23 protein-coding genes are annotated in these 20,705 nt (G+C 26.9%); 7 read left to right on the forward strand and 16 right to left on the reverse strand.

From position 1 onward, the window contains the following. Positions 1 to 6 precede the first annotated feature (6 nt). From atpA to ACBT_RS08800, 7 genes are all read right to left on the reverse strand, one after another. A complete protein-coding gene (gene atpA / locus ACBT_RS08770) occupies positions 7 to 1,524 on the reverse strand; it encodes a F0F1 ATP synthase subunit alpha (protein WP_024775905.1) in 1,518 nt (505 codons plus the stop codon). Between the two features lie 21 nt (positions 1,525 to 1,545). Then, positions 1,546 to 2,076 (reverse strand): F0F1 ATP synthase subunit delta, encoded by a 531-nt coding sequence (locus ACBT_RS08775; RefSeq protein WP_024775904.1) that lies wholly within the window; start codon positions 2,074 to 2,076, stop codon positions 1,546 to 1,548. Continuing rightward, positions 2,076 to 2,591, reverse strand: a complete 516-nt coding sequence (locus ACBT_RS08780) for a F0F1 ATP synthase subunit B (protein ID WP_024775903.1) — start codon at positions 2,589 to 2,591, stop codon at positions 2,076 to 2,078. The genes ACBT_RS08775 and ACBT_RS08780 overlap by 1 nt, the downstream gene beginning before the upstream one ends. Before the next feature lie 15 nt (positions 2,592 to 2,606). After that, on the reverse strand, positions 2,607 to 3,029 hold the full coding sequence (locus ACBT_RS08785) for a F0F1 ATP synthase subunit B family protein (protein WP_024775902.1): 423 nt from the start codon (positions 3,027 to 3,029) through the stop codon (positions 2,607 to 2,609). A 119-nt stretch (positions 3,030 to 3,148) separates the two neighbouring features. Then, positions 3,149 to 4,000, reverse strand: a complete 852-nt coding sequence (locus ACBT_RS08790; protein WP_024775901.1) for a ParB/RepB/Spo0J family partition protein — start codon at positions 3,998 to 4,000, stop codon at positions 3,149 to 3,151. Between the two features lie 22 nt (positions 4,001 to 4,022). Continuing rightward, positions 4,023 to 4,799, reverse strand: a complete 777-nt coding sequence (locus ACBT_RS08795; RefSeq protein WP_024775900.1) for a ParA family protein — start codon at positions 4,797 to 4,799, stop codon at positions 4,023 to 4,025. Continuing rightward, positions 4,796 to 5,431, reverse strand: a complete 636-nt coding sequence (locus tag ACBT_RS08800; protein WP_024775899.1) for a biotin--[acetyl-CoA-carboxylase] ligase — start codon at positions 5,429 to 5,431, stop codon at positions 4,796 to 4,798. The genes ACBT_RS08795 and ACBT_RS08800 overlap by 4 nt, the downstream gene beginning before the upstream one ends. A gap of 72 nt (positions 5,432 to 5,503) precedes the next feature. Here ACBT_RS08800 and ACBT_RS08805 point away from each other — a divergent pair, with 72 nt between their 5' ends. Continuing rightward, positions 5,504 to 6,397: an AEC family transporter gene (locus ACBT_RS08805; RefSeq protein WP_024775898.1), complete on the forward strand. Its 894-nt coding sequence runs from the start codon at positions 5,504 to 5,506 to the stop codon at positions 6,395 to 6,397. Between the two features lie 6 nt (positions 6,398 to 6,403). On the opposite strand, the gene fmt is transcribed toward ACBT_RS08805, so the two are convergent. The 6 genes from fmt to dnaG all read right to left on the reverse strand — a co-directional run bounded on the left by fmt (position 6,404) and on the right by dnaG (position 11,655). Next, entirely contained in the window at positions 6,404 to 7,324 is a 921-nt protein-coding gene (gene fmt / locus ACBT_RS08810; RefSeq protein WP_024775897.1) for a methionyl-tRNA formyltransferase, read from the reverse strand. Positions 7,325 to 7,333: 9 nt separating this feature from the next. Continuing rightward, positions 7,334 to 8,095: a glutamate 5-kinase gene (gene proB, locus ACBT_RS08815; protein ID WP_024775896.1), complete on the reverse strand. Its 762-nt coding sequence runs from the start codon at positions 8,093 to 8,095 to the stop codon at positions 7,334 to 7,336. 2 nt (positions 8,096 to 8,097) lie between these two features. Continuing rightward, positions 8,098 to 9,183, reverse strand: coding sequence for a GTPase ObgE (gene obgE, locus ACBT_RS08820; protein WP_024775895.1), 1,086 nt, complete (start codon positions 9,181 to 9,183; stop codon positions 8,098 to 8,100). 125 nt (positions 9,184 to 9,308) lie between these two features. Continuing rightward, positions 9,309 to 9,566, reverse strand: a complete 258-nt coding sequence (gene rpmA / locus ACBT_RS08825) for a 50S ribosomal protein L27 (protein ID WP_024775894.1) — start codon at positions 9,564 to 9,566, stop codon at positions 9,309 to 9,311. A gap of 29 nt (positions 9,567 to 9,595) precedes the next feature. Then, positions 9,596 to 9,913, reverse strand: coding sequence for a 50S ribosomal protein L21 (rplU, locus tag ACBT_RS08830; RefSeq protein WP_024775893.1), 318 nt, complete (start codon positions 9,911 to 9,913; stop codon positions 9,596 to 9,598). Positions 9,914 to 10,020: 107 nt separating this feature from the next. Then, positions 10,021 to 11,655 carry a DNA primase gene (gene dnaG / locus ACBT_RS08835; RefSeq protein ID WP_024775892.1) on the reverse strand — a complete coding sequence of 545 codons (1,635 nt, stop codon included), beginning with the start codon at positions 11,653 to 11,655 and terminating at the stop codon, positions 10,021 to 10,023. A gap of 79 nt (positions 11,656 to 11,734) precedes the next feature. On the opposite strand from dnaG, the gene ACBT_RS08840 reads away from it, so the two are divergent. From ACBT_RS08840 to ACBT_RS08860, 5 genes are read left to right on the forward strand one after another with little or no spacing between them, the layout of a single operon-like run. Then, positions 11,735 to 12,784 carry a tetratricopeptide repeat protein gene (locus ACBT_RS08840; RefSeq protein ID WP_024775891.1) on the forward strand — a complete coding sequence of 350 codons (1,050 nt, stop codon included), beginning with the start codon at positions 11,735 to 11,737 and terminating at the stop codon, positions 12,782 to 12,784. A 51-nt stretch (positions 12,785 to 12,835) separates the two neighbouring features. Next, the gene (gene rnc, locus ACBT_RS08845) at positions 12,836 to 13,516 is read left to right on the forward strand and encodes a ribonuclease III (protein WP_024775890.1); all 681 of its coding nucleotides are present in this window, start codon (positions 12,836 to 12,838) and stop codon (positions 13,514 to 13,516) included. Continuing rightward, complete coding sequence (aroC, locus tag ACBT_RS08850) at positions 13,513 to 14,589, forward strand: chorismate synthase (protein ID WP_024775889.1); 1,077 nt, start codon at positions 13,513 to 13,515, stop codon at positions 14,587 to 14,589. Before rnc ends, aroC begins: the two co-directional genes overlap by 4 nt. Then, the gene (locus tag ACBT_RS08855; protein WP_024775888.1) at positions 14,579 to 15,349 is read left to right on the forward strand and encodes a M15 family metallopeptidase; all 771 of its coding nucleotides are present in this window, start codon (positions 14,579 to 14,581) and stop codon (positions 15,347 to 15,349) included. Before aroC ends, ACBT_RS08855 begins: the two co-directional genes overlap by 11 nt. Positions 15,350 to 15,357: 8 nt before the next feature. Then, entirely contained in the window at positions 15,358 to 18,009 is a 2,652-nt protein-coding gene (locus tag ACBT_RS08860; protein ID WP_024775887.1) for a phosphoethanolamine transferase, read from the forward strand. A gap of 68 nt (positions 18,010 to 18,077) precedes the next feature. On the opposite strand, the gene htpX is transcribed toward ACBT_RS08860, so the two are convergent. Then, complete coding sequence (gene htpX / locus ACBT_RS08865) at positions 18,078 to 18,929, reverse strand: zinc metalloprotease HtpX (RefSeq protein ID WP_024775886.1); 852 nt, start codon at positions 18,927 to 18,929, stop codon at positions 18,078 to 18,080. A gap of 74 nt (positions 18,930 to 19,003) precedes the next feature. Further along, a complete protein-coding gene (locus tag ACBT_RS08870) occupies positions 19,004 to 19,702 on the reverse strand; it encodes a TIGR02117 family protein (protein WP_034218819.1) in 699 nt (232 codons plus the stop codon). Between the two features lie 104 nt (positions 19,703 to 19,806). Between ACBT_RS08870 and ACBT_RS08875 the strand changes: the two genes are divergently transcribed. Then, entirely contained in the window at positions 19,807 to 20,292 is a 486-nt protein-coding gene (locus ACBT_RS08875) for a SixA phosphatase family protein (RefSeq protein WP_024775884.1), read from the forward strand. A 1-nt stretch (position 20,293) separates the two neighbouring features. On the opposite strand, the gene ACBT_RS08880 is transcribed toward ACBT_RS08875, so the two are convergent. Beyond that, positions 20,294 to 20,704, reverse strand: a complete 411-nt coding sequence (locus tag ACBT_RS08880) for a hypothetical protein (protein ID WP_024775883.1) — start codon at positions 20,702 to 20,704, stop codon at positions 20,294 to 20,296. Between the last annotated feature and the right edge of the window lies 1 nt (position 20,705).

Below are 20,705 nucleotides of genomic sequence, written 5' to 3' on the forward strand. Positions count from 1 at the left end.
TAATCCTTATTTTGCATTAAATACAGTTTTAAACTCTTCTAATGCAGCTTTTAGTGAAGCCTCTGTATTGTCATCAATTTTTTGACTTGATTTAATTGCATCTAAAATATTTGAGTATTTTTGCTCAATAAATGCATGTAACTCATTTTCAAATCTTACAACATCTTTAACTGCAATATCATTTAAATACCCTTTAGTACCCGCATAAATAATTACAATTTGTTTCTCAATAACAAGTGGTTTATTAACACCTTGTTTTAAAACTTCAACCATTCTTTGACCAAGTTCAAGTTCTCTTCTTGTAGCTTCATCAAGGTCAGAAGCAAATTGAGCAAACGCTTCAAGTTCTCTATATTGAGCAAGTGAAAGTTTTAATGTTCCTGCAACTTGTTTTGTAGCTTTAATTTGAGCAGCTCCACCAACTCTTGAAACTGATAAACCAACATTAATTGCAGGTCTAATACCTGAGTTAAATAGGTTAGTTTCTAAGAATATTTGTCCATCTGTAATAGAAATTACGTTTGTTGGAATATATGCAGCAACGTCTCCAGCTTGAGTTTCAATAATAGGTAACGCAGTCATAGAACCAGCACCTTTTTCATCACTCATTTTAGCAGCTCTCTCAAGTAATCTTGAGTGTAGGTAGAATACATCTCCTGGATATGCTTCTCTTCCTGGAGGTCTTCTTAAAATAAGAGACATTTCTCTATATGCAACAGCGTGTTTAGATAAATCATCATAGATAATTAAAGCATGTTTACCATTATCTCTAAAGTATTCACCCATTGTAACACCTGTATATGGTGCTAAGAATTGTAATGTTGATGAATCTGCAGCAGAAGCATTTACAACAATTGTATAATCCATAGCTCCAGACTCTTGAAGTGTTCTTACAACAGAAGCTACTGAAGATGATTTTTGTCCAATTGCAACATAAATACAAATAACATTTTCACCTTTTTGGTTTAATATTGTATCAATAGCAACTGTTGTTTTACCAGTTTGTCTATCTCCAATAATAAGCTCTCTTTGACCTCTTCCAATCGGAACAAGTGCATCAATAGCTTTAATACCTGTTTGTAATGGTTCATGAACAGATTTTCTTGACATGATTCCAGGAGCTTTTTCTTCAACATATCTAGTTTCAGTAGCATTAATTGCACCTTTACCATCAATTGGCTCACCTAAAGCATTAACAACTCTTCCTACAAGAGCTTCTCCAACTGGAACTTCAAGAAGTTTTCCAAGTCTTTTACAAGAAGTTCCCTCTCTTAATCCTTCTCCTTTTCCAAGAACAACGATACCAACAGAAGATTCTTCTAAGTTAGAAGCTAAACCTTTTTCACCATTTTCAAACTCTACTAGTTCACCAGCCATAACATTTTTAAGACCATAAACTTGAGCAATACCATCAGCATAAGATACTATCTTACCTGTTTCATTTACATCTACATTTAATTCAAAGTTATCAATTCTTTCTTTAATAATTGAACTGATTTCATCTGCTTGAATTTTTGCACCCATTCAATTTCTCCTTTATAAGTTCTAAACTGCTTTTAAAATATGATCGATTAACTGAGTTTTTAATCTATCTTTAGAAAAAGATATTTCAACACCTAGTCCATCTATATCTACTTTAATTCCATCATAATCACCAACATTTTGTGATAATGATAATTTAACATCAAATTTTTTACTAAATTGTTGTTCTATTGAAGTTACAAAATCAGAAGATAATTGTTCATTCGTATATACAACACCAACATAACTATTATTCATTTTTGCAATTTCGATAGTTAAATCTTTTGCAATAAATGGTAATAACTCAAATCTTCTTTTTTCACCAAGAAGATTAATAAAACTTTTCAATGTACTATCAATATTATCTGCTAATGAAACTATTAACTCAACTTTTTTACTATTACTAACTTCATTTGAAGCAATAATAGATTTGAATTTTTCACTAGAAAATGCTGAAGCAATTTGGTTTAATTTACTACTAATAGAAGTAATCTCATCTTTATTTCTACCAGCAATTAAAGCTTTTACGTATCGTTTTGCTACTAAATCTTTCATTATGCTACCTTTTTAAGAATAATATTAACTAACTCGTTTTGAGAAAGTTTAATATTTTCTGAACTTAATAGCTCATTAAGAACTTCACCAACAACTTGTTTTTTAGCTTTTGAAATCTCAACTTTATTTGATTCTTCTAAATTTTTGTTTAAATTTGCAATATCAGCATCTACTGCACTCAAAACTTTTTGTTTAATAGAATCAACATCTGCTTTCGCACCATCAATAATTTCACTAGCTAATCTTTTAGCATCTACAAGTTTTTTTTGTGCGTCAGCAACTTTATCTTGAGAAGCTTTTAAAGTATCTTGAACTTTATCAAGCTCAGCTTGAATTCCTAAAGTTCTACTAGCAAAAAATGCTTTAATTTTATCAGCAAGTAAATACCATAAAATTGCAGCAAATATTATAAAGTTAACGGTTCTTTGAACTATATCATAGTTTGTTTCCGCACCTTCACTTGCAAACATTGCAACAGGGGCTAGCGCCAACCCAAGTAATAAAACTCTTTTCATATTCACCATTCCCTTTTAAATTGAGCTAAGCTTATTTTTTAAGCTCTCATTAAATTGAGGCATTGATGATAATAAAGAATCCCTTAATGCCTGAGTTTCTTCTTGTAAGTTTTTAGCAAATTCAGCAGATTTTGCTTCTAAATTTAATTTAGCACTTGCAAGTTTAACATCAGCACTATCTTTAGCTTCTTTGTAGGCTTGCTCTCTAATAACAGCTGCCTCTTTTTTAGCTTTAGCAATAATATCATTTGCTTCAGCTAAAAGCCCATCAACATCAGAACTATTTGATTTTGCATCTTCCATATCTTTTTTGATAGATGCAGATCTTTCATCCATATGCTTTAATATAGGCTTGAATAGACAACTGTTTAGTCTAGCAACTACTAAAAGAAAGATGATACCAGAGCTAAGCAATAGTACAGGACTTATGTCTAACATTCATTCCTCCATATTTTTACAGTTTAGTTTAACTAAAACGCTAATATTCTAGCAAAACTATCTATAAATTTTTATTAAATGATATTGTTAAAATCTTAAATTTTTATTTTTTTATATTATTATAGATTAAAGTAGCTAGATATTTTATCAATATCCTCTTGAGAATTAAATTCGATTTTAAAATAGTTTTTTTCTAATTTAACTTTTAGATTATTTTCTTTTAGTTGTCCAACTAATCCACTTAATGAAGCAAAATTGAGATTAGTTGTGTTTTTTTCTTTTTTAGGTTTTTTAACATCTTTTTCTTTTAATTCCTTAACTAATTTTTCAGTTTCTCTTACAGATAGTTTTTGACCAATTATAGAATCACAAACCATTTTTTGTTCATCTACTGATAAACCCAACATAATTTTTGCATGACCTGCAGTTATTTTATCTGAAGCTAATGCTTGTTGAACGTAAGGAGATAGTTGTAAAAGTCTTAAAGTATTTGTAATAGATGTTCTACTTTTGAAAACTTTTTTTGACAATTCTTCATGAGTTATATTATGCTCATTTAAAAGTTGCGCATAACAAAAAGCTAATTCAATAATATTTAAATCATCTCTTTGAATATTTTCAATTAAAGCTAATTCTCTTAATTTTAATTCATCTTCATCAACTACTATAGCTTTAATTTGCTCTAAATTAGCAAGTTTGTGAGCTCTTAATCTTCTTTCACCTGCAATTAAAGTAAATGTACCATCTGTATTTTCAATAACAACAATAGGTTGAAGTAATCCATGTTCTTTAATTGATTCACTTAATTCATGAAGTTTTTCTTCATCAAATATTTTTCTAGGCTGATTTGGATTTGGTTTTACTAAAGAGACATCAATTTTTCTAATTCCTTGATTAACCCCTGAAGTTGAATTTTCATAAGCAATCTCAACTTCACCTAAAAGTTCACCTAATCCTCTTCCTAATGCCATATTTTTTCCTAAGTGTTAAAATTTATCCAGCAATTGCTCTTGCTAAATTTGTGTAAGCTTTAGTTCCAACTGAATTTGTATCATAAAGCATAATTGGTTTACCAAAACTAGGACTTTCTGCTAGTTTTATATTTCTCGGAATTACTACGTATGATTCATCATCTATTTTAAATAACTTATTTTCAAAATGTTGTGCTAAGTCTGCAAAAACTTGTTTTGATAAGTTATTTTGAGAACTATACATTGTTGGTAAAAAACCTCTAATTTGAAGACTTTGATTAATTGTTTGCTTAACCAACTTTATTGTATTTAACAATTGAGCTAATCCTTCTAAAGCAAAAAACTCACATTGAATTGGAATCAAAACTGATGTTGAGGCACTTAACGTATTTATTGTGATTGGTCCTAGTGCAGGTGGTGAATCAATTATTATATAATCATAATCAGCTTTAACCGTATCAATTTTTCTTTTTAATACAAGTTCCCTTTCTTTAGTATTTTTATAGAATTCTTTTTCTATTCCTACTAAACCTATATTTGAAGGTGCTACTTTTAGATTTTCTATTTCTGAATCTAATATAATTTCACTTAATTCTTTTGTTCCAAGCATTACATGATAAATATTATATTCGTATGTATCTCTATGAAATCCTAATGAAGTAGTTGCATTTGCCTGAGGATCTGCATCTATTAAAAGCACTCTTTTCCCCTCTAATGCAAGTGCGGCACTAAGATTCACAGCAGTAGTAGTCTTACCTACACCACCTTTTTGGTTTGCTATTGAAATAATCTCTGTCATCTTAAACTAAATACCTTTTTGTTTTCTATATGTATTGAACCATCATCGTTTAATATTGCATTTTCTAGCGATATTTTTTGACCATCTACTGTTGTTTTGTAGTTTCTGCTTTTTTGAAATTCTATCTTAAATAGACTAAAAATCTGCTTCCATGAGATAATTTTTTCGACTTCTTTAAAATACTCAAACAATATAAAATCTTGGTCAATTTTTATATCTAAAACCCCGTAATTTTCGGATACTTCTACTAAGTTTATCCCTATTCCACAATAAAGTAAATCTTTAGATAAAGTAGTAATAGTCCCACCAATTTTTACATTCCCAATATAAAAATCATTCGGCCATTTTATCCAAACATTTGAACCATTTTTTTGTAAAATATTTTTTAAAATATAGGTAAAATATATTGAAGCACTTTGAATCGGTAAATCTTTTGGAAGTAAATCTTTACTTAGAACAAAAGAGAAAAAGAGGTTTCCTTTATTACCTATCCAAGAGTTACCCCTACTTCCAATTCCAGCTTTTTGTAAATCAGTAACAACACATATAGGAGTTTTATATCCAAACTCTAAAATATAATTTTTTAAAAAAATCTGTGTTGAATCAACTTCATTTAATCTTATTATTTCCATGCACCGATTATACATAATAAAAATAGAAGATAATATTAATTATAATCGAGATTCTATTAATTAAGGAATGAAATGCTTGATCCAATTTTACCAATAGCAATTTACCTAATATTAGGATACTTATATAAAATATTATTTCAAGATAATTCAAAACAACTGGTTGATTTTGTGATTTATTTTTCTCTACCAGCTATTGTATTTTCAAAAATTTATCCGTTAACATTAGATTCAAGAGTTGTTGGTCTAATTTTTATGTTTATTGGAGTAATTTTATTTAATCTTTTTTTATCCTATATAATAGGTAAACTTTTAAGATTAAATAAACTTTATCTTGCAACTTTTATGATTATGGCAACTTTTGGAAATACTTCGTTTATTGGTTTTTCTTATATTGATGCTTTTTATGGCCAAGATTTCATAGTTTATGGTTTGATATATGATATTTTTGGTTCATTTTTATTATTAGTTTCTGTTGGTATGTTTATAATAACTTGGGGAAGTGGTAAAAAAAATAGTATGGTTGGTATTTCAAAATCAATATTTTTATTTCCACCAATGATTATGTTTTTCTTAACAATAGTTGCAAAAAATTTTGAAATACCAGAATTCCTAATTTTCACAAGTCAAAATTTGGGTTCAACTTTAGTACCAATTGCTATGATTGCGATAGGGATGAAGTTAGAATTAAAACATATATTTTCAAGAATTCATATAGTTTCTATTGCTGTTGTTTTAAAAATGTTTATTGTTCCAATAATCGTTCTTTTTACATTTAAATATATTTATGGAATAGATCAAACTTGGGTTAAAGTTACAATTATTGAAGTAGCAATGCCACCAATGACAATGGCAGCTGTCTTAGCTATAAAAGGTGGTTTAGATGAAAAAATTGCTATAAATTCTTTAGTTTTAGGAGTAATTGCAAGCTTATTTACAATTACTCTCTTCGTTCAATATTTAGCTTAAAATTCTTTAAGCTAAAATGTTACCTACTTCTAACCTTTGTCCTCTTAAATAGTCAACTGCACTTATTGCATTTTTTGAAGGGGCTTGTATAGTTTTTATTTTCAAGCTACCTTTTTGACAACCGACAATAATATAATCTTTTTCAATTGCCAAAATTTGACCTGATTTATTTTCTGAAATATTTTCTAAAAGTTCAATGTCTTTTATTTTCAATTCTGATTCTAAAAATATACCAGGCCAAAATGAGTAAGCCTTATATTTTAAAAATAGTTTTTTTGCACTTTTAAAATCTATTTTACCATCTTCTTTTTTTATTTTTTTACAAAAACTGGCTACACTATTATTTTGTTTTAATGGTTTAATATTCTCAAAATTATCTAAAGTTATAATTGTGAGTTTAGCTGCAATATCAGATAATTTAGAAAAAGCACTATCAACTAGTAAATCTTTCTCATTTTTTAAATATGAAAATCCTAATATATCTCCACAATCTAGTCCTTCTTCCATAAACATAGAAGTAACTCCTAAATAATTATCATCATTTAAAAGTCCTTCTTGAATAGGACTTGCGCCTCTATAATTTGGTAAAATTGAAGCATGAAGATTTATACAAGGTGCAATACTTAGTATCTCTTTTGGTAGAATTTGTCCATATGCTGCAACAATTATAAAATCTGGTTCCAACTCTTTTACTGTAATATAAGCCACAAGATTATCTTTTAACTTTTTTGGTTGAAAAATAGGAATATCTATTTTATTATCAATACAATATTGCTTTATATGAGGAGGAGTTAAAATCTGTTTTCTTCCAACAGGTTTATCTTCTTGAGTAAAAATTCCTACAACTTCATACGAGCTAGCTAATAACTCTTTAAAAATTTCTGTAGCATAAGATGGTGTTCCCATAAATAATACTTTTTTACTCAAAACTTCTCCTTATTTCTTAAAAATCGTTCCACTAATATGAATATTATCTACTAAAAATTCATAAGCATTTTTTAAATCAAAACCACTTGTTAAATACATTGGGATATTTTTTTGCATTAAAAAATCTGCTGCTTTTAATTTTGTAACAATTCCACCAGTTGCAAATTTTGAATTTGCTGTTGGTTTTTTGTTTAGTTCTTCTTCTGAAATTTCATTTACTACTTTCAATATTTTAGCATCATTAAACTCTCTTGGATTTTTATTATAGTATCCATCAATATCTGTTAATATTGAAAGCATATCTGCTTTAAAATAATGTGTTACATATGCTGCTAATTGGTCATTATCACCTATTAACTCCTCTGTTGAAATTACATCATTTTCATTTATAATAGGAAGAACTTTATTTTTTAGTAATATTTCCATAACATTTTTTGCATTTTTTGATCTTTTTCTTGAATCAAAATCATCAGCAATAAATAACATTTGAGCAACAGTTATTCCAAACTCTTCAAACATCTCTTGATAAGTTTTCATAAGCTTTGGTTGACCAATTGCAGCTAAAGTTTGTTTATTTGCTAAAACTGATTTATCTAACTTCAAAGATGTATATCCAGCACCAACAGCACCTGAACTAACCAAAATTACATCAATATTTTTTTCATTTTTTAGTGTAGCAATCAGCTTAACTAAATTTTGCATTCTTTCATATGCTAATTCTCCATCTTGAGTTAAAACAGCAGTACCTACTTTAATAACCAATCTTTTCATATCTATTTTCCTAACATAGTATAAAGAGCATATTTAAGTGGTGTTATATTTGTTTTATTCAATGATGATATAGGTAATACAAAATATGGTTTACTACTATCTTTTTTTGAGAAAATTAAATCTTGAATAAAATATGGTAAATTTTCATCTATTTTATACTCATTCGATTTAGAAGACTCAAGATTTAAAGCTTTTAAAAATTCTTCTATATCTTTTTGTAAATCTTCTCCATAGTAAGCATCAATCTTTGTTAAAACTATTGCATAATCTCTTTTTGATAATTCTAATGAAAACTTTTCTAATTCTTCTTTTAAAACATTATATTGATCAATCATAGTTCTATGGTTTGCAACATCAATAGTAAATAACAGAGTTTTTGTTCTTTCTATATGTTTTAAAAATTCAAGACCTAGTCCTCTTCCATCACTTGCACCATCAATAATTCCAGGAATATCTGCCATAACAAAAGAGTTATATTCTCCAACATTAACAACCCCTAGTTTTGGAGTAAGTGTTGTAAATTCATAATTAGCAATTTCTGGAGTTGCATTTGATGTAACTGAAATTAAAGTAGATTTACCTACATTTGGATATCCAACTAAACCAACATCTGCTATTAATTTTAATTCTAATCTAATATTTTTTGTAACACCTGGTAATCCTGGTTGGAAATAAGTAGGTCTTTGATTCCTAGAATTTTTAAAATGAACATTACCAAGTCCACCTTTTCCACCTTCAAGGAACAAAAATCTTTCACCGTCTTCTAAAAGATCATATAAAATTTCATTTGTATCATCATCTATAATTTGTGTTCCTGGAGGAACTATTAAAACTAGATGTTCACCAGATTTTCCAGTTTTTTGTCTACCCATTCCTGGTTGACCTTTATCAGCTTTAAATAATCTTTTACCTTTGTAAAAAGATAATGTATCTGTATTACTGTCAACTAAAAAATAAACATCTCCACCTTTTCCACCATCTCCACCATCAGGACCACCCTGAACAACAAATTTTTCTCTTCTAAAAGATGCACATCCTTGTCCACCTTTTCCAGAGCTTACACTAAATCTTGCACTATCAATAAACATAATTTTTCCTATACAATAGATATTTAAAAATCAAAACTTTTTAACTTTAAAATATGTACTTAAAATAAAAAAAGGGTGATGCAAAAAGCATACACCCTTCAAAAAAAATAAATTAAATCTCTAACTTACGAAGCTGCGTAAACAGAAACTTTTTTTCTATTTTTGTCTTTAATTTCAAATTTAACAACACCGTCAATTAAAGAGTAGATTGTATGATCTTTACCCATACCAACATTATTTCCTAAGTGAACTTTTGTTCCTCTTTGTCTAATAATGATATTTCCAGCAGTTACAACTTCACCACCATATTTTTTTACACCAAGTCTTCTACCAGCTGAATCTCTATTATTCTGAGTACTACCCTGACCTTTTTTGTGAGCCATTTTATTTCTCCTTAAATTTGATTTTTTGCTTAAGCAGCAATTTTTGTAATTCTAACTTTAGTGAAGCTTTTTCTGAAACCTCTTTTTAATTTAGAATCTTTTCTTCTTCTTTTTTTGTAAATTACAACTTTTCTAGCTCTGTTTACACCTGTTCCATCTAAAACAACAACTGCTTCAACTTTTGCATTTGCAACAGCAGCCCCAGTTTTTAATTCACCATTATTAACTGCTAGAACATCAGTAATTTCTAAAGTTTCTTTAGCAGCTTTACCAGTGTAATCAATATCTATAATATCACCTTCTGATACTTTATATTGTTTACCACCACATTTGATAATTGCGTACATCTTTTCATCCTCTTCTTGTTTATAAGCATAACTAGGGTTAGTTTTTATACTAATTTGCATTTTTCGAACGGGAATAATATCTAAAATTTTATTAAACTTTCTTTAAGTCATAAATTAAAGTTTACAAGTTTTCCCTGCTTTAACTGAGATAAATTATCTTTTATTATTTTTATCTGCATAATTTTTTGATTAAAATTTAACTCTTTATTATACGTTAATGAGATTAATTTATTAGAATAAAATTTATGCAAAAGAATAAGTAACTCTTTATTTAATCTTTCATCATTGTAACTTTCAAGTTTATCATTTAAAGCTATTTGATTTAATTTTGTGTTATTTATGTCTGTTAAAAGAAGTAAAAATTCATCTTTATGATATTCAAACATTGATGCATCAACAATATCTAAAACCATATCTAATCTTTTTGGATTTTCTAAAATTGATTTTATAATACAAAGTTCAGCTATATCTATTTTAATACTACTTTTTTCATTTAGCCTTTGTTTTGTATTAACTGTTTGTATTAAATTTTCTCTAATATTTAGCTTTTGGGCAATATATCTTTTATATTCATCTTGATTTAATAAAGATAAACTTTTTAAATATTCATTTGCTTCATTTAAAGCTTTTTGTTTTTGTATAGGTTCACTTATATCATATTTTGAAACTATATAATCTATTGTAAATGGTATAAAAGGTACTGGTTCAATAAACATACTATGTAACTCTTCTAACCTTTTATCTTTTACCATATCAGCAGGATCAAGCCCATCTTTAAAAATAACAACTCCACCATCAAATTCACTTTGACTAAGCATAACAGATGCTTTAAAAGCAGCATTAAGTCCTGCTTTATCACCATCATAAGCTAAAATTACTTTAGGTTCTCCTCGTCTTAAAAGTGGTAAATGTTCTTTTGTTAGTGCTGTTCCTAATGTTGCAACAGCTGTGTTAAATCTTGCTTGATGAAGCATAATAACATCTAAATACCCTTCACAAACTATTATTTGCTTAGTTTTATATATTTGTTCTTTCGCTAAATGGTATCCATAAAGAAGTTTTGATTTATTAAAAATAGGTGTTTGAGGAGAATTTATATATTTTGCATTGTGGTTAGTAGTTGTTCTTCCTCCAAAACCAACTAACTTACCTGTTATTGAATAAATAGGAAATATTATTCTATCTATAAATCTTGAATATAGACCATTTTCACCATTATCTATTAATCCAAATTCAATTGCATCATTTATATTGTAATGGTTTGACTTTATAAAATTAATAGTATCACTAGAACTACCTGCATACCCTATCTCAAATTTTTCAGCTGAAAAATCTGAAATTCCTCTATTTTTTATATATTCTTTCATAGAATTATTAGAAACAAAACTATTTTGAAAAAATTTTTTTACAGAATCTAAAACTCTTGTATCTCTTTTTTTCTCATTTGAACTATCATAATCTAAAGTAAAATTATACATACTTGCTAATTTTTCAATTGTCTCAGGATACGAAAGTTTTTCGTATTCCATTAGAAACTTAATACTGTCACCACCTGCACCACATCCAAAGCAATGATATATCTGCTTAGTTGGGCTTACAACAAATGATGGTGTTTCCTCTCCGTGAAAAGGACAACAAGCTTTAAAATTTGCTCCAGCTTTTTTTAAATCCAAAAATTGGGAAATAACATCTACAACATCTAAATAGTTTTTTAAATTTTCAATTGATTCTTTTTTTATCATGGTTTTAATTATACTATTTTATTATTTTATATGAACTTTTATGTTAGCATAATGTTTTATCAAATCAAAAAGGCTATTCTTGGATAATTTGGTTTTAGAATATAGAGATCCTCTCTTAGGTGTTATCTTAGTTGTTGCACTCATTTTTTTTATATCATTTATTACTTATTCATATGGTTTATATAAAGAAAGAACTGCAAGAAAAGATTACAGAAAATTATCTTTGAGATTTGAACTTGGTAAATTAAAAGAAAATGACTACGTAAATTTATATAAAACTTATAATCTTCCTTTTGATTCAATTTTACTTTTAGCTTCTACTTTTTTACATAAAGGAGATTACAATAAAGCTATTAATGTATATTTATCTCTTCTTGAAGTTGTTCAGGATAGAGTAAAAAAAGAAGAACTTTTAGAACTTCTTGGTAACACATATTTTAAAGGTGGCTTTTTACAAAGATCTAAAGATGTTTTTTTAAGAATATTAAAATTCTCACCTAGAAATAAAAGCGCTTTAAAAAGTTTAATGCTTGTTTGTGAAAAATTAAAAGATTACAAAAAAGCAAAAGAGATTACAGAAGCTTTAGAAGAATTAAATGTTGATATAAAAGTAGATAGAGTATATTTTGAAACTCTTTTAATTTTAAATGACCCTATTTTATCATATGAAAAAAGAACCGAACTTTTATATGAAATATTTAAAGAAAACCAAATAATTCAAAGGCTTTTTGCAACTTTTTTAATTCAATTTAATAGAGAATTCTTCTTTAATAATATTAATACTTTTGATTGTAAAAAGTTAATAGATATTCTATGGTATCAAAGAAAAGATGATATAGATTTTATTAAAATTAAAGATAATCAATTTTTAAATGAATTATACAGTGCAAAAGGATATATAAATAGTGTAGATTCTAGTAATGATTTTGATTTAAACATATTAATTTTAATAAACAATTACAAAAAAGATATAAAAACAAATCTAAATTTTGAATTTATATGCACTTCATGTAAACATTCTCACCCATTTTTTGAATCAAGATGTCCAAATTGCCATACTGTTTTAAGTTTTGAAGTAAAGCATCATTTAGTAAAAGGTTTTGATATTTCAAATAACTCTCTACAATAAGATAAAATATATTTTGTGTTATACTTTCACAAAAATTATAAAGGATAAAAATTGAGCGATTATTCAAAACTTGAAAAGTGCTTGGATTATCAGTTTAAAAATAAAAATCTGATAATCGAAGCACTTACTCACAAAAGTTTCAAAAAACCATATAACAATGAAAGATTAGAATTCTTAGGAGATGCTGTTTTAAATTTGATTGTTGGAGAATATTTATACACAAAATTTCCAAAATCAAATGAAGGTGAACTATCTAAAATAAGAGCTAGTTTGGTAAATGAAACAGGATTTACAAAATTAGCAAACGAAATAAAACTGGGTGATTATATTTTTATTTCAAATGCTGAAGAAAGAAATAAAGGAAGAACAAAATCTTCTATTTTATCTGATGCATTTGAAGCTATAATGGGTGCGATTTATCTTGAAAGTGGTTTAGAAACTTTAAAACCAATTATTTTAAAACTTCTCGAAGAATCTTATGACAAAATAAATTTAGATGTTCTTTTTAGTGATTATAAAACAGCTTTACAAGAGATTACACAAGCTAGATTTGCATCAATTCCTGAATATATAATAGAGGGTTCTTATGGGCCTGACCACAAAAAAGAGTTTGAAGTATCTATAAAAATAGATGGTAAAACTTATGGAAGAGCTAGTGGAAAAAGTAAAAAATTAGCACAACAAGCTGTTGCAAAAATTGCTATTGAAAAACTAAGAGAGGAAGAGAATTGAACACTTTTGGACACAGATTTAGATTTACAACATTTGGTGAATCACATGGGAAAGCTCTTGGTTGTATAGTTGACGGAGTTCCAGCTGGAATAAAAATAGATGAAGAATTTATTCAATCTGAGATGAATAGAAGAAAACCTGGACAAAATGAGTTTGCAACAAAAAGAAATGAAGGTGATGTAGTTGAAATACTAAGTGGAGTTTTTGAAGGATACTCAACGGGAACAAGTATTTCTATGATAATTTTTAATGAAAACCAAAAATCAAGTGATTATTCAAATATAAAAGATTTATTTCGTCCTGGTCATGCTGATTTTACATATTTTAATAAATATGGAATTAGAGATTATAGAGGTGGTGGTAGAAGTAGTGCTAGAGAAACTGCAACAAGAGTAGCTGCTGGAGCAATAGCGAAACTTCTTTTAAAAGAGCTAAATATTGATGTAAAAAGTGGTATTTGTGAAATAAATGGTATTAAAGCAGAAACTTACGATTTTGCAAATGTTTCAAAATCTGAAATTTTTGCTCTTGATCCAAATGTTGAAGAAGATCAAAAAAATGCTATTTTAGATGCAAAAAATTCTCATAATAGTGTTGGTGGAGTTGCTCTTGTTAATGTTAAAAATTGTCCAGTTGGATTAGGTGAACCAATATACCATAAATTAGATGCTCAAATAGCAAATGCAATGATGAGTATAAATGCTGTTAAAGCAGTTGAAATTGGAGATGGTATTTTAGCTTCGAAGGTTTTAGGTTATGATAATAATGACCAAATTAGAAATACTGGATTTAAAACAAATCATAGTGGTGGGATGCTTGGTGGTATATCAAATGGAGATGATATAAATGTAAAAGTTTATTTTAAAGCAACTCCATCTATTTTTATAGAACAAGATACTATTGATGTTTATGGGAATGAAGTTGTTTGTAAATTAAAAGGAAGACATGATCCTTGTGTTGCTGTAAGAGGAAGTGTAGTTGCAGAATCTATGATGGCATTAGTAATTGCAGATATGTTACTTTTAAATTTATCTTCAAAAATTGATAATATTAAGAAAGTATATGAGAAATAGGCTTTTTATAGCTTTTTTCACAACATTATATTTTTCCCTAAATCTTTTTGCTACTACTTCTGAAGAATTAGCAAAAAAGTTAATTAAGGCTTATCCTGATTTTTTAGAGAAATATGAAAACAATTATATATATTTTAAAAATGGAGATAAAATTATATTTTCATCTCCTAAAAATTATACAAACTACGAAGATAAATTAAACAATGCATCTCTAGAAGATCAAATGAGCATACCATATAAAAAAATTGAAAATAATGATAACTTTATTCCAAGTGTAAACGATGATGCAGGAAGATTTAGAAATCAAGATTTTTTTAAAAAAATGTATGGAAATTCTCAAAAAGAGATAGAAAAAAATCTAGTAAAAATAAAATGGCTTCCGAAAACTGAAAACAAAACTTTATTTGTGACTAAAATAAATGATGTTAATAAGAAATTAGAATCCATAAGCATTGAACTAGATAACCTTCCAAGTGAATATAAAAAATATATTACAAATATTGCAGGAACATATAAATTTAGAAAGATAAGTCAAACCAAAAGATTAAGTTCTCATAGCTTTGGAATATCAATAGATTTAAATACAAAATATTCAAATTATTGGCTTTGGGAAGAAAAAAGTGATAAAATTACAAATTATAAAAATCAAATTCCAAAAGAAATTATAAAAATTTTTGAAAAACATGGCTTTATTTGGGGTGGAAGATGGTATCACTATGACACTATGCACTTTGAATACAGACCTGAACTTTTAGATTAGGAGCGTTTTTGATAATAAATACAAATATTCCACGGGGAAAAAGATATTCAAAACAATGGATAGGGTTTTGGAGTTTTTTTGTTTTTTTTACTTTCATTTTTGTTACAAGCCCAACAACATTTAGAACTATTGAACAAAATGATATAAAGTTTGAAATTCTTGGAGTAAACGAAGAAAATACAAATTCAAATATATCAAGAGCAAAAGATGAAATTTTTAATATTCATGCTGGAGAAAAAGAAGCTGTTACTCTAAATTTAAATTTTATAAAAAGTTCATTTGGAAAAATTGAAATATTTGCACAAGAAGATTATATAGATGGTGATATTTTATTTGAAATTTTTAAAAATGATCAACTTTTAACAAAAGAGATTGTTCAAACCGGTTCAACTCCAATTACAATAAAAGGATATTTTTCTTCTCACGATAAAATAAAAATTGTAGCTTCAATGAATGGAGAAAATTTAGCTTGGGCTAAAATAAATATCGGAAAAATTGCAATCAGTGATATACTTTTATTAATATTTTCACTATTTTTATGGCTTTTGATTCTTTTTTTAACATTTAGAAAAAATCAAGCTGCAATAACTTTAGGTGTTTATATAATTTTTCTTTTATCTATTTATGCAGAAAATACAACTTTTAATCAAATAGATATAAAATCTCTATTAGCAAACAGTGGGATTTTAATTGCTATTGCTTTACTTTTAGCACTTATTTTTAACTTTTCAAAAAATATAAAAATAGCGAATATTATTGCATTATTTACAGCTATTGTATTTTTCGTTTTAGCAATGATTCCTTTACTATTTATTTCATATAAACTTGCATTTAAAATACCTTTAGAAAAAGAGGCTTTATATTCTATTTTCCAATCTAACACTAGTGAAAGTTTAGAATTTGTAACTAGTTTTGTTCCTATTAGTTCTATTTTATTTATTATTTTTTCTCTTTTATTTTTATTTTATATCTCATGGTGGCATAGAAATAGTAGAGTTAAGAGTTTTGATTTTACAACTCTATTTATTTTAATTATTAGTGCTTCTATTATTGCAATTTCATATCTAGATAATATGAAATTACCAAATTTCATAGAAGAACATTATAATACATACATAAAAGAACTTGAACAATTTAAAGATATACAAAACAAAAAAAATGTTGATTCAAATTTTGATGCTTCAAAAGAGCAAACAGGAGAAACTTATGTATTTGTTATTGGAGAATCTCTTAATAAAAGACATATGCAACTATATGGGTACACTAGAGAAACAACTCCAAACTTACAGAAACTATATGATAACGGTGAAATTTTAAAACTTGATAATGTATTTTCAAATCATGTTTTAACAATGAGTACTCTTTCACTAGCTCTAACAGAAGCATATACAGGTAGCAGTAAAAAATATTTTGATTCTGCATCAATTGTAGATATCTTAAAAAAAGCAGACTTTGAAACAATCTGGCTTACAAATCAAAACTTACTTGGAGCTTGGGATAATCTAGTATCAATAATTGCCTCAAATGCAAATCAAACTATAAGTATAAATAATTCTATAGGTACAACAACTAGAACACAAAATTATGATGGAGAACTTATAAAATATTTAGATAAATTTTTAGAAACTAAAACATCTAAAAATAGAGCTATTTTTATCCATCTTATGGGAAGTCACCTAGCATATTGTCAAAGATTTCCAGAAGAATATAGAATTTTTAATGATGACTTAGATGAAAAGAGTTTTGGAACTAAATTAGCTTCAAAAAATGAAATTAAAAATTTTGTGAATTGTTATGATAATAGTGTTCTTTATAATGATTTTGTAGTTTCTTCATTAATAGAAAGTGTAAAAAAGCAAACTGGAACAAATGCTTTAATTTATATGCCAGACCATGCTGAAGAGGTATTTAAAACTTATGCTCATGATCCTGGAAAATTTACTTTTAATATGACACAAATTCCATTTTTAATTTGGTTTTCACAAGAATATAAAGATAAATATTTAGATAAATATGAAAATATTTTAAAAAATAGTAATAAATATTTCTCAAATGATAGACTTTATGACACATTATTAGGATTTACTGATGTAAAAACTGCTTTATATAAGAATAATTTTGATTTAACATCTGATAAATATTCTTTAAATGAACAAGAAGCATCTACTCTTCATGGTAAAGTAAAATTCTCTAGAAATGATAACTATTTTTACTGGCAAAGAAAAAACTTTGATTATCTTTTACAAACAAATATAAACGATAAATTTATAGTAAATAATATAAACAGTTTAGGAAAATTAAAAGATGCTTTATACTTTGGATTTAAATCTTTTGGATTAAAATTAGCATTAGTAGATAAAAAACTAGTAACAGTAGATAACAAATCTCTTAGTTTTGAAGATATTTTAAGTAATATAAATTTAGAAAAGATCAATAAAATTTATATTGATGTACAAAATAACAAAAATATTTCAAAAGAAATTGATAATTTAAGTTCTAAATATGATATAAAATCAAAATTAATTTTAAATAATAGTGAGATTGTTAAATTAAAAGCTTCTATAGACAATAAAAGCTTCATAAAAGAGATAAAAAACAACTATATAAGTAAAGACAGCAATAAGTTCTATATGGTTGAGTATAAATCTAACTTCGATTAAGAAAATAGTAAAGAGTATTTTAATAAAATACAAATCTAAAGCAACTCTTTGGTCAAGGGTTGCTTTTTTTAATTTCTTATTTCAAATTTCAACTCTTCAAGACGTGTTATTCTATCAGCAGTTGTGGGATGAGTTCTAAATAAATTTCTTAAATTACTTTTTATGCCAGAAAATGGATTTATAATAAACATATGTGCAGTTTGTTCACTAGCGTTCTTTAAAACTCCTCCTCTTAAAGCATAGTTTTCAAGTTTTGACAAAGCACTTTGAAGTGCAGCAGGATTTTTTGTCATTCTAGCAGCACCCTCATCTGCCATGTATTCCCTACTTCTACTAACACTCATTTGTATTATAGATGCTGCTAATGGTAAAATAATTGACATTGCTATCATGACTATAGGATTTGAATTTTGTCTATTATTACCCACCATACCACTAAACTGTAACATATTAGCAATCATTGCAATTGCTCCTGAGAATACTGCTGCTATTGTTCCTATTAAAATATCATAATGTTTTATGTGAGAAAGTTCATGAGCAATCACCGCTTCTAATTCTTCTTCGTTTAACATTTCATACAAACCCATAGTAACTGCAACTGCAGCATTTTCATGATCTCTTCCAGTTGCAAAAGCATTTGGTGTGTGATCAGCTATTATATAAATTTTAGGCATTGGAAGATTTGCTTTTTGGATTAATTTTTGTGTAATTTTATAAACTGGATGCCTACTATCTTCAATTAAAGTTGCATTAAATCTTTTTAATACATGCTTATCTGAAAAATAGTAAGCATAGAAATTAATCCCTAAAGCTATAACAAAGGCTATTAACATTCCATTTGTTCCAGCAAATGAAAATCCAATAAAAACAAATAATACTGTAAGTAAAGTAAGAAAAAATATTGTTTTCGTTTGTTCCATTTTAGCTCCTAATTTTTTTAGAATTTTAGCAAACTATAATTAATAATTAGAAACTTAAACTAAATTATTTTTTATTATTCAGATTTTAAATCAATATTTTTGTATTGATACAAAATTCCCTTATCAAAAACTAGCCATTTTGAAGAAGGAAGCATTGCCTCTTTTAATGTATTATTAGTCCAGGTATTACAAGTATGAAAAATACTATAACTTCCAATTGCTTCATAGAAAGCATCATTTTCTCCATATTGAGCATTGGTTTTAATATTTATAGATTTACCCTTATCATCATATTGTAAATTTTTCTTTACTGTTGAAACTATCGAAGCGTACTGCTCTTTTGATATAGGTACTTTTATTGTTAAATCATCTTCTTGCATATCTTTATAATATGTTATATGCAAAGCAGTTTTTCCTATACCAAGACCAGCAACTAACGCTGTACTTACTTTTAATTCACTCCATGTCGGAGTATCCAAATAAAATCCTTTATCACCCCAACCAATAGCTATATAATTAAAATCTTTGCTTTTACTAATCGTATTTTCAAAAGGAAAAAGATTTGGCCAATAAATAATGTTATTATCAATTGGTAAAACTATATCCGTATGAACTCCATTAGATTTTAAATAAATTTCATATTCTAGATTATTGTATTTTTTGTAATCATTTGTAACTTTTGATAATATTAACTCACTTGAAAAATATAAACAAATTATAATAATTATGAAAATAGAAATAATAAAAATATTTTTTAAAAGATTTTTAATCATAAAGCCCACTTTTTCGGAAATCAATTGGCTTATTTTTATATTTTATTTATAAAAATAAGGTTAAAATCTGCCTAATTTGAAATTTTTTATAAAAGCAGGGGAAAATGAAAAGAGTTTTTATAGTAAGGCACACAACAAAAGACAGAGAAACATTAAACGAATACGATTATGATATAGAGCTTACTGAAGATGGTATTGAAAAAGCAAAAAAAATGGCAATGAATTTGGCATCAAAAAATCTAAATATTGATTTAATAGTTGCAAGTCCAGCCATGAGAACTAGACATACAGCAGAAATATTTGCAAATGAGTTAAAGTACAACAAAACTATTATGCTAAATGAAGTTTTGTACATGGCATTTGTAAATGAATTAATAGAAACAATAACTTATACATATGACACAATTGATACCATGCTAATAGTTGGACATAACCCTTCTTTAACTGCTCTTGCTGTTACACTTGTAGGATTTAAAGAAAAATTTGAAGAGGGAGCTGTTATGCAAATAGATTTTGACTGTAACAGCTGGATTGATATAGATAAAACAAATGCTAAGCTAGTAAGCTATACAAAAACTAGTGATATATAGCCTATCTTATATTTTTATTCATTAAAGCTGTTGTTGCTAAAACTGAAAGTTCATTTAAAGTTTTTGCATCAAGCTTTCTATCTCCAATTACAAAAGAGAATATTTCAAGAAAATTTTCTCTTCCCCAAGTTCTAAGTTCTGCAACATTTAGAAATTTTTCAGTAGTTATAGTTTCACCTTTTTTATTTTTTATAACAAGCTTTGCACTATCACTATTTTCAAAATTTCCTTTTATTCCATCATTATTTTTTATTTGGTAACTTACAGTTGCATCTAAAACTTTACCAGTTACTAAACTTCCATCATCAATAACTTTTTTTGGAAATCCACTATCTTTTAAAAATTCATCCCATTTATCTGCAAAAAGATTTGTAGATAAAAAAAATAATACTAAAACTAAAATTTTTTTCATT

This window comes from Aliarcobacter cibarius, from assembly GCF_013372265.1.
GTDB lineage: Bacteria > Campylobacterota > Campylobacteria > Campylobacterales > Arcobacteraceae > Aliarcobacter > Aliarcobacter cibarius.

Excerpts from the sequence above, each read along its gene's own strand:
- atpA (WP_024775905.1), bottom strand. The coding sequence starts at position 1,524 with ATGGGTGCAAAAATTCAAGCAGATGAAATCAGTTCAATTATTAAAGAA.
- ACBT_RS08775 (WP_024775904.1), bottom strand. The coding sequence starts at position 2,076 with ATGAAAGATTTAGTAGCAAAACGATACGTAAAAGCTTTAATTGCTGGT.
- ACBT_RS08780 (WP_024775903.1), bottom strand. The coding sequence starts at position 2,591 with ATGAAAAGAGTTTTATTACTTGGGTTGGCGCTAGCCCCTGTTGCAATG.
- ACBT_RS08785 (WP_024775902.1), bottom strand. The coding sequence starts at position 3,029 with ATGTTAGACATAAGTCCTGTACTATTGCTTAGCTCTGGTATCATCTTT.
- ACBT_RS08790 (WP_024775901.1), bottom strand. The coding sequence starts at position 4,000 with ATGGCATTAGGAAGAGGATTAGGTGAACTTTTAGGTGAAGTTGAGATT.
- ACBT_RS08795 (WP_024775900.1), bottom strand. The coding sequence starts at position 4,799 with ATGACAGAGATTATTTCAATAGCAAACCAAAAAGGTGGTGTAGGTAAG.
- ACBT_RS08800 (WP_024775899.1), bottom strand. The coding sequence starts at position 5,431 with ATGGAAATAATAAGATTAAATGAAGTTGATTCAACACAGATTTTTTTA.
- ACBT_RS08805 (WP_024775898.1), top strand. The coding sequence starts at position 5,504 with ATGCTTGATCCAATTTTACCAATAGCAATTTACCTAATATTAGGATAC.
- proB (WP_024775896.1), bottom strand. The coding sequence starts at position 8,095 with ATGAAAAGATTGGTTATTAAAGTAGGTACTGCTGTTTTAACTCAAGAT.
- obgE (WP_024775895.1), bottom strand. The coding sequence starts at position 9,183 with ATGTTTATTGATAGTGCAAGATTTAGTGTAAGCTCTGGAAAAGGTGGA.
- rpmA (WP_024775894.1), bottom strand. The coding sequence starts at position 9,566 with ATGGCTCACAAAAAAGGTCAGGGTAGTACTCAGAATAATAGAGATTCA.
- rplU (WP_024775893.1), bottom strand. The coding sequence starts at position 9,913 with ATGTACGCAATTATCAAATGTGGTGGTAAACAATATAAAGTATCAGAA.
- dnaG (WP_024775892.1), bottom strand. The coding sequence starts at position 11,655 with ATGATAAAAAAAGAATCAATTGAAAATTTAAAAAACTATTTAGATGTT.
- ACBT_RS08855 (WP_024775888.1), top strand. The coding sequence starts at position 14,579 with ATGAGAAATAGGCTTTTTATAGCTTTTTTCACAACATTATATTTTTCC.
- htpX (WP_024775886.1), bottom strand. The coding sequence starts at position 18,929 with ATGGAACAAACGAAAACAATATTTTTTCTTACTTTACTTACAGTATTA.
- ACBT_RS08870 (WP_034218819.1), bottom strand. The coding sequence starts at position 19,702 with ATGATTAAAAATCTTTTAAAAAATATTTTTATTATTTCTATTTTCATA.
- ACBT_RS08875 (WP_024775884.1), top strand. The coding sequence starts at position 19,807 with ATGAAAAGAGTTTTTATAGTAAGGCACACAACAAAAGACAGAGAAACA.
- ACBT_RS08880 (WP_024775883.1), bottom strand. The coding sequence starts at position 20,704 with ATGAAAAAAATTTTAGTTTTAGTATTATTTTTTTTATCTACAAATCTT.